This window comes from Lentzea sp. NBRC 105346, from assembly GCF_030269605.1.
GTDB lineage: Bacteria > Actinomycetota > Actinomycetes > Mycobacteriales > Pseudonocardiaceae > Lentzea.
The window spans coordinates 166,146-178,269 of the sequence record NZ_BSTQ01000007.1; the positions used below are offsets into that span (position 1 = coordinate 166,146).

12 protein-coding genes are annotated in these 12,124 nt (G+C 68.6%); 2 read left to right on the forward strand and 10 right to left on the reverse strand.

From position 1 onward, the window contains the following. The 9 genes from QSK35_RS17400 to QSK35_RS17440 form a co-directional block, all read right to left on the reverse strand. Positions 1-339: a P-II family nitrogen regulator gene (locus QSK35_RS17400; protein ID WP_285747320.1), complete on the reverse strand. Its 339-nt coding sequence runs from the start codon at positions 337-339 to the stop codon at positions 1-3. Beyond that, positions 336-1,622 carry an ammonium transporter gene (locus QSK35_RS17405; protein WP_502881676.1) on the reverse strand — a complete coding sequence of 429 codons (1,287 nt, stop codon included), beginning with the start codon at positions 1,620-1,622 and terminating at the stop codon, positions 336-338. The genes QSK35_RS17400 and QSK35_RS17405 overlap by 4 nt, the downstream gene beginning before the upstream one ends. A 277-nt stretch (positions 1,623-1,899) precedes the next feature. Then, positions 1,900-3,420, reverse strand: coding sequence for an alpha/beta hydrolase (locus QSK35_RS17410; protein ID WP_285747324.1), 1,521 nt, complete (start codon positions 3,418-3,420; stop codon positions 1,900-1,902). 118 nt (positions 3,421-3,538) lie between these two features. After that, on the reverse strand, positions 3,539-4,534 hold the full coding sequence (gene alc, locus QSK35_RS17415; protein WP_285747326.1) for an allantoicase: 996 nt from the start codon (positions 4,532-4,534) through the stop codon (positions 3,539-3,541). Further along, positions 4,531-5,829, reverse strand: a complete 1,299-nt coding sequence (gene allB, locus QSK35_RS17420; protein WP_285747327.1) for an allantoinase AllB — start codon at positions 5,827-5,829, stop codon at positions 4,531-4,533. The genes alc and allB overlap by 4 nt, the downstream gene beginning before the upstream one ends. 5 nt (positions 5,830-5,834) lie before the next feature. Continuing rightward, positions 5,835-6,836, reverse strand: coding sequence for a glycerate kinase family protein (locus tag QSK35_RS17425; protein WP_285747329.1), 1,002 nt, complete (start codon positions 6,834-6,836; stop codon positions 5,835-5,837). 8 nt (positions 6,837-6,844) lie between these two features. Further along, complete coding sequence (gene gcl / locus QSK35_RS17430) at positions 6,845-8,548, reverse strand: glyoxylate carboligase (RefSeq protein ID WP_285747331.1); 1,704 nt, start codon at positions 8,546-8,548, stop codon at positions 6,845-6,847. Beyond that, positions 8,548-9,402 (reverse strand): NAD(P)-dependent oxidoreductase, encoded by an 855-nt coding sequence (locus QSK35_RS17435; protein ID WP_285747333.1) that lies wholly within the window; start codon positions 9,400-9,402, stop codon positions 8,548-8,550. The genes gcl and QSK35_RS17435 overlap by 1 nt, the downstream gene beginning before the upstream one ends. Continuing rightward, complete coding sequence (locus tag QSK35_RS17440) at positions 9,399-10,151, reverse strand: hydroxypyruvate isomerase family protein (protein ID WP_285747335.1); 753 nt, start codon at positions 10,149-10,151, stop codon at positions 9,399-9,401. Before QSK35_RS17440 ends, QSK35_RS17435 begins: the two co-directional genes overlap by 4 nt. A gap of 118 nt (positions 10,152-10,269) precedes the next feature. Here QSK35_RS17440 and uraD point away from each other — a divergent pair, with 118 nt between their 5' ends. Then, entirely contained in the window at positions 10,270-10,746 is a 477-nt protein-coding gene (gene uraD / locus QSK35_RS17445; RefSeq protein ID WP_285747338.1) for a 2-oxo-4-hydroxy-4-carboxy-5-ureidoimidazoline decarboxylase, read from the forward strand. A 2-nt stretch (positions 10,747-10,748) separates the two neighbouring features. Then, a complete protein-coding gene (pucL, locus tag QSK35_RS17450) occupies positions 10,749-11,627 on the forward strand; it encodes a factor-independent urate hydroxylase (protein WP_285747340.1) in 879 nt (292 codons plus the stop codon). Here pucL and QSK35_RS17455 read toward each other — a convergent pair. Next, positions 11,597-12,085: an Imm1 family immunity protein gene (locus QSK35_RS17455; protein WP_285747342.1), complete on the reverse strand. Its 489-nt coding sequence runs from the start codon at positions 12,083-12,085 to the stop codon at positions 11,597-11,599. The two genes, pucL and QSK35_RS17455, sit on opposite strands and share 31 nt — an antisense overlap. Positions 12,086-12,124: the final 39 nt, after the last annotated feature.

Genomic DNA, 12,124 nt, shown 5'->3' on the forward strand with positions numbered 1-12,124 from the left:
TTACAGTGCGTCCGAACCGCGCTCTCCCGTGCGGACCCGGACGACCGCCTCGACCGGGGTGACCCAGACCTTCCCGTCACCGATCTTGCCGGTGCGGGCGGCCTCGACCACGGCGTCGAGCACCTTGTCGACGGCCGCGTCGTCCACGACGACCTCGACCTTGATCTTCGGCACGAAGTCCACGGAGTACTCGGCGCCGCGGTAGACCTCGGTGTGGCCCTTCTGGCGGCCGTAGCCCTGGACCTCGGAGACCGTCATGCCCAGCACGCCGAGCTGCTCGAGGGAGCTCTTGACGTCATCCAGCGTGAACGGCTTGATGATCGCGGTGACCAGCTTCATTTCTTGCTCCCCTCGAGAACCGCGGTCGCGCCCGCGGTCACACTGCCCTTGTTGGCACCGCGCGCACTGCTGAACGCTCCGAACTCGTACGCGGTCTCGGCGTGCTCAGCTTCGTCCACGCCGCTGACTTCCGCTTCCTCGGACACCCGGAAACCAACCGTCTTGTTGACGACCCAGGCGAGGATGAACGCGATCACGAACGAGTAGCCCATGACGGCGAACGCCGCGATGGCCTGCTTGCCGAGCTGGGAGAACCCGCCGCCGTAGAACAGACCGTCCGCACCGGCGGAGTTGACGCTGGTCGTGCCGAAGAAGCCGATGAGCAGCGTGCCGACGAGACCACCGACGAGGTGCACGCCGACGACGTCCAGCGAGTCGTCGTAACCGAAGCGGTACTTCAGGCCCACGGCCAGGCTGCACAGCGCACCGGCGATGACACCGATCGCGAGGGCGCCCAGCGGGCTGACGAACGCACAGGCCGGGGTGATCGCGACCAGACCGGCGATGGCACCGGACGCGGCACCGAGGGTCGTGGGCTTACCGTCACGGAACTGCTCCACGAGGATCCAGCCGAGCACCGCGGCGGCCGTGGCAGCGGTCGTCGTGGTGAACGCGACCGCGGCGGTCTCGCTCGCACCCAGCGCCGAACCGGCGTTGAAGCCGTACCAGCCGAACCACAGCAGAGCGGCACCGAGCAGCACGAACGGCAGGTTGTGCGGCCGCATGGGCTCCTTCGGCCAGCCCTTGCGCTTGCCGAGCACCAGCGCCACCGCGAGGCCCGCGGCACCGGCGTTGATGTGGACCGCGGTACCACCCGCGAAGTCGAGCGCCTTGAGGTTGTTGGCGATCCAGCCGCCGACCACGCTGCCGTCAGCGCTGCTGAAGGCGAACACCCAGTGCGCGACCGGGAAGTACACGATCGTCACCCAGAGGCCCAGGAACAGCGCCCAGCCCCAGAACTTCGCCCGGTCCGCGATCGCGCCGGAGATCAGCGCGGGCGTGATGATCGCGAACATCAGCTGGAACATCACGAACGCGAGCACCGGGATCTGGTGGTCCGCCGGCCCGGTGAGCGCGGCGAGCGTGCCCTTCAGCCCGACGTTGTCGAAGTTGCCGAGCAGACCCGCGCCCACGTCGTTACCGAACGAGAGGCTGTAGCCGTACAGCACCCAGAGGACGCCGACCACGGCCAGCGAGATGAAGCTCATCATGAGCATGTTCAGCACGCTCTTGGATCGGACCATGCCGCCATAGAAGAAGGCCAGGCCCGGCGTCATGAGCATGACCAGCGCGGCGCTGGCCAAGACCCACGCCGTGTCTCCTGTGTTCACGTCGACCTCCACTGCACGTCGGTTGCAGGGAGCATCGATACGTCCTGTTTCACGTACCCGCGCGTCAGGTTTCGTGGAGGTGAACTGTCGACCTGGCCGTGTTACGTCCGCGTTTCGTTGGGTTCACGACCAAACTTCCTGCACCTCACGACGCCAGTGGAGCAGGAATTTCCGTGACGAGCCGTAGCCCGGACGGTCACCCGTCCGGGCTACGTTGATTTCGCCGGTTCTAGCGAACCGAGAACGGCCGGCCTGGCCGGACCGTGCCCTCCTGGACGGACAGCGAGGCCGTGTCGACCGGCTCCACCGCCGCACAGTGCGTGCCGTCCTTCGGCAGCTTCAGGTCGACCAGGTACCGGTCGTTGATCGACTTGGTGCACTCGGACCGGTCGTACACCCCGTGACCCCACCCGTCGTACGTGACGAACACGGTCGTGTCGCGCGACTGCCGATGTGCGTTCACGGCCCACTCGTAGGCGGTGGCAGGGTCGTGCTTCGCGTTGGTCAGCAGGATCTTGGGCGCGTTGCGGATCCGGAGCGGGTGCGGCGGGTTCGTCGCGGGCGGGAACCCGATGCAGCCCATGGTCGCCCCGTGACCCAGCGACGACCCACGCGTGTGCGGCGCGACCAGGTTCTCGGCGGTGGTCAGCCGCTGGTACTCCCCGTAGGAGGAGATCCGCAGGTTGAAGTCGTTGCAGAAGATCCCAGGGAACGGGTTCGGGACCGTGTCGCCGAAGGCGCTGGCGACGGACGGCACCGGCGCTCCCTTGGCCAGGGAGTCGACCAGCTGGGAGAACTGCTTCCAGGCCGGCCCGTAGGCCATGCTGACCACTGCCCCGGTCAGCATCTGCCCGGTGATCTTCTGGCCCGAGCCGGGATCGGTCAGCTCGCCGCGGTCAGCCTTGGCCAGCAGGTCGTTCCAGATCTTCTTGACGTCCTTGCCGTGCAACGGCGACGACGGGGTGCGGTTGTTCCACTTGACCCACTCGTTGAAGGAATCCTCGGCGGTCCGCGCCTCGCTCAGCACGAACGACCTCGTGTCGAGGCTGTGGTCCATGTTGGAGTCGATGACCATGGCCCGGATGTTCTTGCCGTACCGCTCGGCGTACTGCTGGCCCATGATCGTGCCGTAGGAGACGCCGTAGTAGCTGATCTTCTTCTCGCCGAGCGAGCGGCGGATGGCGTCGATGTCCTGAACGACGTCGGCGGTCGAGGCGTGGTCGAAGATCGGACCGGACTGCTTGGCGCAGTCGGCCCGCAGCTCCTTGTTGAACGCCACGTACTGGTCGTACTCCGCGATGTTCTTCGGGTACTCCGACGGCGTCTTCTGCAGCAGGTCGAGCGAGCACTTGATCGGCTGGCTGCGCCCGACGCCACGCGGGTCGAAGCCGATGAAGTCGAACTTCTGCGCGATCTCCGGGCTGAAGTAGGTGTCGGCGAACATGGCGAAGTCGACGCCCGAGCCGCCCGGACCGCCGGGGTTGATCACCAGCGAGCCGACGCGATGGGCCTGGTCGGTCGCCTTGCGGCGCGCGACGGCGAGACCGAACTTCTCGCCGCCGGGATTCTTCCAGTCGATCGGCAGCGTCAGCGTGCCGCACTCGACCTCCGGCTTCTCCGGACACGGCTTCCAGTCGATCGGCGCGACCGCTGCTTCCTGCTCCTCCTGAGCGAACGCGACTCCCCCGGCCGTCACCACCAAAGCCGAACTCGCGAGCACTGCCCCTAGTGCGCGAACTATCGGTTGCACGGGTTTCCTCCCTAGATCCCCTGTGTTGCAGGAAGGACATTCCCAGTGCCGCGGAAGCGCTCACAACCGACCGAGGTATTGCCGGGCATCATCCTCTGGTCGGATATCGAAACAACTGTCAACTCGTGCGTTCGGCCCAGCGGTCGTGCAACTCGCGTTCCCCTTCGGCGGTCAGCGAACCGAACAACCGCAGCCGCGCCATTCCGCCGTCCGGGAAGATGTCGAGCCGCGCGTGCGTGACCTCCACATCTCCGGACAACGGGAAGCGGTGGCGCGTGTCCGGTTGCAGGCGCGTACGCGGCAGCAGGTCGAACCAGGCGTCCGGGTCCTTGCGCGCGTCACAGCCCGAGACCGACGCCCAGCCGGGCGCGTTTCCCTTGAAATGACTGGTGTCCAGCTCCGCGAGCGTCACGACGCCGGGCGCGGCCAGGCGCAGCGACACCCAGTCGTTGCCGTCGTCACGGCGGCGCGCGGTCTCCCAGCCCTCACCCATCACGGTCGCCTGGCCGGGGGCGATCAGGTTGCTCGGCGAGCTGTAGAACTTGTTGCTGCAGTCCTCCACGACGGCGCCGTTCTCCAGCGCCGCCAAATCCACCCCGGACACCAGCAACCGCGGGTCGGCGATCGGTGAACCGTGCACGCGCAACCGGGCCACGCCACCGTCGGGATAAATCGTCAGCCGCACGTGCGTGAAACGTCGTTCCGAGGCGACGTCGAAATAGTGTTTCCGGTCGCCCTGCAAGGGAGATCGGGGAACGATCGTCTCCCACGACGTCAACTCGTCGGCCGACGGATAGCCCTCGGCCGAACACGCCTCCACCGAGGCGAACGGCGGGTAGTTGCCCTTGAAGAACGCCGTGTCGATCACGACCCCGCGCACCACACCGGGCAGGCCGAGCCGCACGATCGCCTGGTCGACGCCCTCGGACCGCCGGCGGCGCGTCTCCCAGCCGTCGTAGATCTGTCCTTTGTGGCCGAAGGTGTAGGTCTGGTAGACCGGCTCGGCCGGCTTGATCAGGTTCTCCCGCTCGGCGAAGAGCTCGTCGTTCGCCCACACCACGCCGCCGCCGACGGCGCGCGAGGCGAGGTCCGGCAACCGGGTCCACTCGGTCATGTCTCTCCTCTGCTCAACAGCTGCCCGAAGGGCTCGCCACCGGTGATCTCCTTGCCGCGCAGGAACGTCCGCCGCACGACCCCCGCGAGCGGACGCCCGTGGTACGGCGTCACGGGGTTGCGGTGATGCAGGCGGGACCGGTCCACCACGAACGCGTCGTCGGGCGCGAACACGCTGAAGTCCGCGTCGTACCCGACGGCGATCCGGCCCTTCCGGGTGAGCCCGACCAGCGCGGCCGGGCGTTCGGCCATCCAGCGAACGACGTCCACCAACGAGAAACCGCGCTGCCGGGCCTGCGTCCACACCGCGGGCAGCCCGAGCTGCAACGAGGCGATCCCGCCCCACGCCGAGGCGAAGTCGCCCAGCTTCAGCTCCGGGATGCACGGCGAGTGGTCGCTCACCACCATCCCGATCCGGCCGTCGGCCAGCCCGCGCCACAGCTCCTCGCGGTTGGCCGCGTCGCGGATCGGCGGGCAGCACTTGAACTCGGTCGCGCCGTCGCGGATCTCCTCGGCGCAGAACGTCAGGTAGTGCGGGCACGTCTCCGCGGTCAGCCGCACGCGCCGCAGCGGCGCGTCGGCCATCGCCGCCAGCGCCTCGCGGCTGGACAGGTGCACGATGTGCATCCGCGCGCCGGTCCGTTCGGACACCTTCAGCACGTCCGTCACGGCCGACAGCTCCGACACGCCCGGCCGGGAGCGCAGGAACTCCTGGTAGCCGGGACCGGGCTGGGTCATGTCCCGTTCGTCCTCGGCGTGCACGATCGTCAACGCGTCAGCCGGCCGCAGCTCGCTCGCGGCGGCCTCCAGCTCGTCGATCGACACGTGCGGGAACTCGTCCACCCCGGAGTGCAGCAGGAAGCACTTGAACCCGAACACGCCCGCCTCGTGCAACGGCCGCAGCTCGCCGAGGTTGCCGGGGACGATGCCGCCCCAGAACCCCACGTCCACATGCACCCGGCCCTGCGCCGTCCTGCGCTTGACCTCCAGGGCGGCCACGTCGACCGTCGGCGGCTTGCTGTTCAGCGGCATGTCGAGGATCGTCGTGACCCCGCCGGCCGCAGCGGCCCGCGTCGCGGTCTCGAAGCCCTCCCACTCGGTCCGGCCGGGATCGTTGACGTGCACGTGCGTGTCGACGAGTCCGGGTAGCAGCACCTCGTCGTCCCCGAGCTCGACGACCGTGTCGGCCTCGAGGCGGGACGAGATCGCGACGATGCGACCGTCGGCGACGCCGACGTCACAGGCGGTCTCGCCGCGCGGGAAGATCGCTCGGCGGGCGCGGAACACCAGGTCCATGTCGCTCACTCTTCCAGCCAGTCCCGCGCGATGCGACCGCCCGCGAACTGCAGCAAGGTGGCCGCCTGGGCCATGCACCGCGTGACGTCCGGCTCGATGTCGAGCAACGCGTACGCGGCCTTCAGACCCAGCTCACCGGGGTGGATCGAGCACCGCCCGGCGACCGCGACGACCGGCACGTCCCCGCTCGCCGCGACGACGCCCGCAGGGGCCTTGCCGTAACGGGTCTGCTGGTCCAGCGATCCCTCACCGGTGATCACCAGTCGAGCGCCCTCCAGCTGCGACGCGAACCCGATCAGGTCGAGCACCACCTCGATGCCCGGCCTGCGCACGGCTCCCAGGGTCAGCGCGGCGAACCCGATGCCGCCCGCCGCACCCGCGCCGGGCACGCCGGCCAGCTCGGGCGCCCGTTGTGCGACGCGCGTCAGCCGTTCTTCCAGGATCCCGACCTGCTCGGGGGAAGCCCCCTTCTGCGGGCCGTAGACCGCCGCGGCACCGGATGGACCGAGCAGTGGGTTGTCCACATCCGACGCGAGGACGAACTCGATCCCGTCGAACGAACGGCCGCCGAGCGCGTCGAGCATGCCGAGGCCACCGTCGGTGCACGCGCTGCCACCGACGCCGAGCACGATCGTCGTGCACCCCAGGTCCAGGGCGCTGACCAGCAGTTCTCCGGTGCCGTAGCTGGTCGCGTCGAGCGGCGCGGGCTGGTCCAGGAGGGCCAGCCCGGACGCCGCCGCGACCTCGACGACGGCCGTGGTCCCGCGCACCGCGAAGTGCGCGGGAACCGGCCGGCCGACCGGTCCGGTGACCCACCGGCCGACCTTCACGAACCCGGCGGCGACGGCGGCGTCGACCGTGCCGTCGCCGCCGTCGGCCACCGGGAGGCAGCGCACGTCCAGGTCCGGGGCCACCGCGAGCAGGCCGTGCGCGACCGCGTCGGCGACCTCCGGCGCGGTCAGCGACCCCTTGAACTTGTCCGGCGCGACGACGCAGTGCCCAATCATTTTGGGACTCATGGGAGCGGCTCGAACTCGCGCATTGCGGCGATGGACGTGCCGTTCGCGGTGTTGCCCTCCCGTTCGATCATGATCTCGACGAGCACCGGCCGGGACGTGCGCTCCGCCTCCTTGCGCGCCCACTCCAGCGACGACCGGATCTCGCCGGGCTCGACCACGCGGACCCCGGAGCAGCCGTAGGCCTCCATGATCTTGACGTTGTCCGAGCCGAAGTCGTCGTAGTGGATGTCCACCTCGTACTTCATGTCGTAGCCACCGTGGTCCTCGGCCATCCGGATCAGCCCGAGGTACTCGTTGTTCAACATGATCAGCACGAACGGCACGTCGTACTGGGCCCCGACCGCGAGCTCCTCGACAAGGAACTGGAACGAGTAGTCGCCGACGACACCGACGACTTCGGCGTCGGGTCGCGCCTTCCTCACGCCGATCGCGGCCGGGATCTCCCAGCCGAGCGGACCGGCCTGGCCGCACACCTGGTAGTGCCGCGGCAGGTGCGCCTTCTGGTGCTGCCCGGACCAGATCTGGTAGAGCCCGATGGCCGTGACGAAGTACGTGTCCGGCCCGTAGAAGTCGTTGATCTCCTTGAACACCCGCGGCGCCTTCACCGGCACGGTGTCGAAGTCCTCGCGCCGCAACAGGGTCCGCTTGAGCTCCTGACAGCGCGCGACCCACGAGCCCGCGGGCCTGCCGACACCACGAACACGGGCCAGGTCCAGCAGGGCGCGCAGGAACAGCTTGGTGTCCGCCACGATCCCGAGGTCCGGCCCGAACACCTTGCCGATCTGGGTCGGCTCGGCGTCGACGTGGATGAACTTCCGCGTGCCGCGGTAGGTGTCGAGGTCACCGGTGTGCCGGTCGCCGAACCGCGCGCCCAGAGCAAGAACCAGGTCCGACTCCAGGAACGACGCGTTGCCGTAGCGCTGCGAGGTCTGGATGCCGGTCATGCCCGCGTACAACGGGTGGTCCTCGTCGATCGCGCCCTTGCCCATCAGCGTGGCCTGGATCGGGATCTGCAGGTATTCGGCGAGTTCCAGCAGCTCGGCGGAAGCCTCACCGAGGATCACGCCACCACCGGCCAGCAGCAGCGGCCGTTCTGCCGCCAGCAACATGTCCAAAGCGCGTTCGACGCGTGGCTGATGTGGCGCCGCCTTGTACACGGGCAGCGGCGCGTCGATCGAGGAGTCCCACTCGATCTCCTGCTTTTGCACGTCGATCGGCAGGTCGATCAGCACCGGGCCGGGCCGGCCGGACCGCGCGACGCGGAACGCCTCGCGGAAGATCCACGGCATCTGCGCGGCTTCCTTGACCTGCACCGCCCACTTGGTGACCGGCTTCGCGATCTCCACGATGTCGACGGCCTGGAACGCCTCCTGATGCAGCTTCGCCGACGCCGCCTGGCCGGTGATGCACAGGATCGGCACGGAGTCCGCCTGCGCGGTGTAGAGGCCGGTGATCATGTTCGTTCCGGCGGGCCCGGACGTGCCGATCGCGACACCGACGTTGCCGGTCGTGCGCGACCAGCCGTCGGCCATGTGCGTGGCGCCCTCCTCGTGCCGCACGATCAGGTGCTCGATCGTGCCGTCGAGCTCCATCGCCTTGTACAGCGGGAGGATCGCGGCGCCGGGGCAGCCGAACACGGTATCGATGCCCTCGGACTTCAGGACTTCGACGACCGCCTGCATAACTGGGATCTTCGGCATTACGACGCCCTCCCGGAGAAGTTCTCGATGACCTTCAAGAGGGCCGAGTGGTCGAGCGACCCGTAACCCTGCGCGCGCCCGGCGGCGACCAGCGAGGCGATCAGCCCGGTCACCGGCAGCGCGACATCGACCTGACGCGCGGCGTCCAGTGCGATGCCCATGTCCTTGTGGTGCAGGTCGATCCGGAAGCCCGGCTGGAACTCCCGCGCGATCATCGACTCGCGCTTCAGGTCGAGGATCCGGTTCGCGGCGAGCCCACCCGCCAGCACGTCGAGACCCGCCTTCGGGTCCACACCGGACGCCTCCAGCAGCACGATCGCCTCGGCGACGAGCGCGTAGATGCCGCCGACCATCAGCTGGTTCGCGGCCTTCACGACCTGGCCGGCGCCGTGCGGCCCGACGTGCACGATCGTCTTGCCCAGCACGTCGAGAATCGGCTTGGCGTCAGCGAAATCGGCCTCGTCGCCGCCGACCATGATGGACAGCGACGCCTGCTTGGCCCCCGTCTCGCCACCGGACACCGGGGCGTCCAGCGAACGCGGGTGCTTCGCCGCGATCGCGAGCGAGGTGGCCGGGCGGATCGTGCTCATGTCGATCAGCAGCGCGCCGGGTTCCAAAGAGTTGCCGAACACCACCTCTTCGACCTGCGGGTGGTTCGGCAGCATCGTGATGACGACCTCGGCACCGCGGAACGCCTCCGCCACGCTCTCCGCGGCCCGGCCGCCCTGGACCTCCAGCCGTTCCAGCGCCGCGGAGTTGAGGTCGAACCCGGTGACGTCGTGCCCGGCCGCTACCAGGTGTCCCGCCATCGGCGAGCCCATGATGCCGAGGCCGACGAATCCGATCTTGGTCATGCCTGGTCCTTCCACTCGAAGCCACCCGTGACGGGCTTGTACTCGGCGCCGACGTAGCCCTGGTAACCGCCGGCGTGGATCTTGGCGAGGTAACCGAAGAGATCGAGTGACCCGGTTCCGGGCTCACCCCGACCGGGCGCGTCGGCGATCTGCACGTGGCCGATGCGGTCGACGTGCTCGGTGACCAGCACGTCGAGGTCATCGCCGTTGACGGCGAGGTGGTAGAGGTCGGCGAGCAGCGCGACGTTGCTCCGGCCGACCGAGTCGATGACGTTCAACGCGTCGCGCGCGGTGAGCAACGGGTAGCGCGGCGCACCGCTCAGCGGTTCGAGCACGACGGTCGCCCCGATCTCGGCGGCCACGTCCGCGGCGAACGCGAGGTTCTCCAGGGCCAGGTCCGACGGCGCGAAGTTGCCGAACAACGCGTTGAGCACGGTGGTGCCGAGCTCACGGGCGATGCTCGCGGTCACTTCGACGTTCGCCCGGAACTCGGGCTGCCGCCCGGCCCACGACACGAGCCCGCGGTCGCCGGCGGGCATGTCGCCCGCGAAGAAGTTGAGCCCGACGAGCTGGACGCCCGCGTCCCGGATCGCGGCGATGAACCGGTCGACGTCCCGCACGTCCGGTACCGCCTCGGCGAACGGCCACCAGATCTCGACCGCGTCGAACCCGGCCGCCTTCGCCGCCGCCGGACGCTCCAGGAGCGGCAGGTCGGTGAACAGCATCGAGAGGTTGGCGTCGAAGCGCATCTGCCATTCCTTCCACATTGCGGAAGTTTTCTTCCGTGCAGTGAAGACACTAGACATCCCGCGACCGCTGGGTCAAGAATGTGGAATACAGATTCCGCGATACAGAATTTGGAGAGCCGTGGACAGCTTCAACTCCGCCGCGGAGGCCGAACTACGCCCGATGCTCACCGAGTGCCTCGCCGTGCCCCGCTGGGTCGACGCCGTGCTGGCCGGCCGTCCCTACGCGTCGATGGACGAGCTGCTGAAGGTGTCGGAGGAGGCGTCGGCGGACCTCACCGACGCGGAGATCCACGGCGCGATCGCGGGACACCCGCGGATCGGCGAACGCGGACGGGGCAAGTCCGCCGCCTGGTCGCGGCAGGAACAGTCCGGTGTGGACGGCTCGCAGGCTGATCGCCTGGCGGCCGCGAACGCCGCGTACGAGGATCGGTTCGGGCACATCTACCTCGTGTGCGCGACCGGCCTCAGCGGTGCGGAGATGCTCGAGAACCTGGCGAGTCGCATGGACAACTCGCCGTCCGACGAGCTCCGCGTCGTGAACAGGGAGCTGACGAAGATCGCCGCCTTGCGGCTGCAGAAGCTGATCGGGAGCTGAACATGGCCATCGTCCTCGGACCGAACCAGTACGGAAAGGCGGAGAACCGGCTCGTCACCGTGTCCCGCAACGGATCCGTGCACACGATCAAGGACCTGACGGTCAGCACCTCGTTGCGCGGCGACCTCGCCGACACGCACCTCACCGGCGACAACGCCAAGGTCCTCGCGACCGACACGCAGAAGAACACCGTGTACGCCTTCGCCAAGGAGGCACCGGTCGGCGAGATCGAGGACTTCGCGCTGCGCCTCGGCCGCCACTTCGTCGGCACCCAGGAGGCGATCTCCGGCGCCCGGATCCTGATCGACGAGCACTCGTGGGACCGCATCGACGGCCACGACCACTCGTTCGTCAAGGCGGGCGACGAGAAGCGCACCACCGCGGTGACGATCTCCGGCGACCAGGCGTGGGTCGTGTCCGGCGTCAAGGACGTCGTGGTGCTGAAGTCGACCGGCTCGGAGTTCCACGGCTACCCGAAGGACCCGTACACGACGTTGAAGGAGACGAACGACCGCATCCTCGCGACGTCCGTGACGGCCCGGTGGCGCTACATCGGGACGGACGTCGACTGGGGCAAGTCGTTCACGTCGATCCGGTCGGTGTTGCTGAAGACGTTCGCGGACAAGCATTCCCTGTCACTGCAGCAGACGCTGTACGCGATGGGCGAGGCCGTGCTCCAGCAGCACGAGGAGGTCGCCGAGGTCCGGCTGTCGATGCCGAACAAGCACCACTTCCTGGTGGACCTGTCGGCGTTCGGGCTGGAGAACGACAACGAGGTCTTCTACGCGGCGGACCGGCCGTACGGGCTCATCGAGGGAACCGTGCTGCGCGACGACGCCGAGGACGCCGGTCAGGCCTGGTACTCGCTGCCGGCCTTCTGAGCCGCGGCGCGTAACGCCATCTGCTGGTTGCGCCACGAGTGGAACAGGTCCGACTCGGCGTACCAGTCGACGCTCACCGGACGCTCCCCGGTCGTCATGAACTCGATCAGGAGCGTCCGGTACAGGTCGAGCGGGACGCCGACACCGGGCGGGAAGTCCGTGTACTTCTCGTTCACGTACGGCGCTTCCGGCGACCCCTTGGGCCAGCCGAGGAACGTGTTGTCGACGAAGTACATGTAGCCCCACTCGCCGCGCACGGCGAGCACGACGTTGTGGTCGGGCTCGCCGTCCTCGGTGAGCTCACGCCCGAAGTGGTCGAGGCTGCCGTCGTTGCACTCCGGGCGGGCCAGCAGAGCGATCAACACGTCCACGTCGGCCTCGCTCGCGACGACCTGGTACTTGTGCTCCGCCGCGTCGAGGTCCGGCAGCCCGGTCCACAAACCGGCTCGCATGCTCATGCGGCCACCCTGCCCCCTGCCCGGCGGACAATTCACGGG

Excerpts from the sequence above, each read along its gene's own strand:
- QSK35_RS17435 (WP_285747333.1), bottom strand. The coding sequence starts at position 9,402 with ATGACCAAGATCGGATTCGTCGGCCTCGGCATCATGGGCTCGCCGATG.
- QSK35_RS17455 (WP_285747342.1), bottom strand. The coding sequence starts at position 12,085 with ATGAGCATGCGAGCCGGTTTGTGGACCGGGCTGCCGGACCTCGACGCG.
- QSK35_RS17400 (WP_285747320.1), bottom strand. The coding sequence starts at position 339 with ATGAAGCTGGTCACCGCGATCATCAAGCCGTTCACGCTGGATGACGTC.
- QSK35_RS17440 (WP_285747335.1), bottom strand. The coding sequence starts at position 10,151 with ATGCGCTTCGACGCCAACCTCTCGATGCTGTTCACCGACCTGCCGCTC.
- allB (WP_285747327.1), bottom strand. The coding sequence starts at position 5,829 with ATGGACCTGGTGTTCCGCGCCCGCCGAGCGATCTTCCCGCGCGGCGAG.
- alc (WP_285747326.1), bottom strand. The coding sequence starts at position 4,534 with ATGACCGAGTGGACCCGGTTGCCGGACCTCGCCTCGCGCGCCGTCGGC.
- QSK35_RS17425 (WP_285747329.1), bottom strand. The coding sequence starts at position 6,836 with ATGATTGGGCACTGCGTCGTCGCGCCGGACAAGTTCAAGGGGTCGCTG.
- pucL (WP_285747340.1), top strand. The coding sequence starts at position 10,749 with ATGGCCATCGTCCTCGGACCGAACCAGTACGGAAAGGCGGAGAACCGG.
- QSK35_RS17405 (WP_502881676.1), bottom strand. The coding sequence starts at position 1,622 with ATGCTCATGACGCCGGGCCTGGCCTTCTTCTATGGCGGCATGGTCCGA.
- gcl (WP_285747331.1), bottom strand. The coding sequence starts at position 8,548 with ATGCCGAAGATCCCAGTTATGCAGGCGGTCGTCGAAGTCCTGAAGTCC.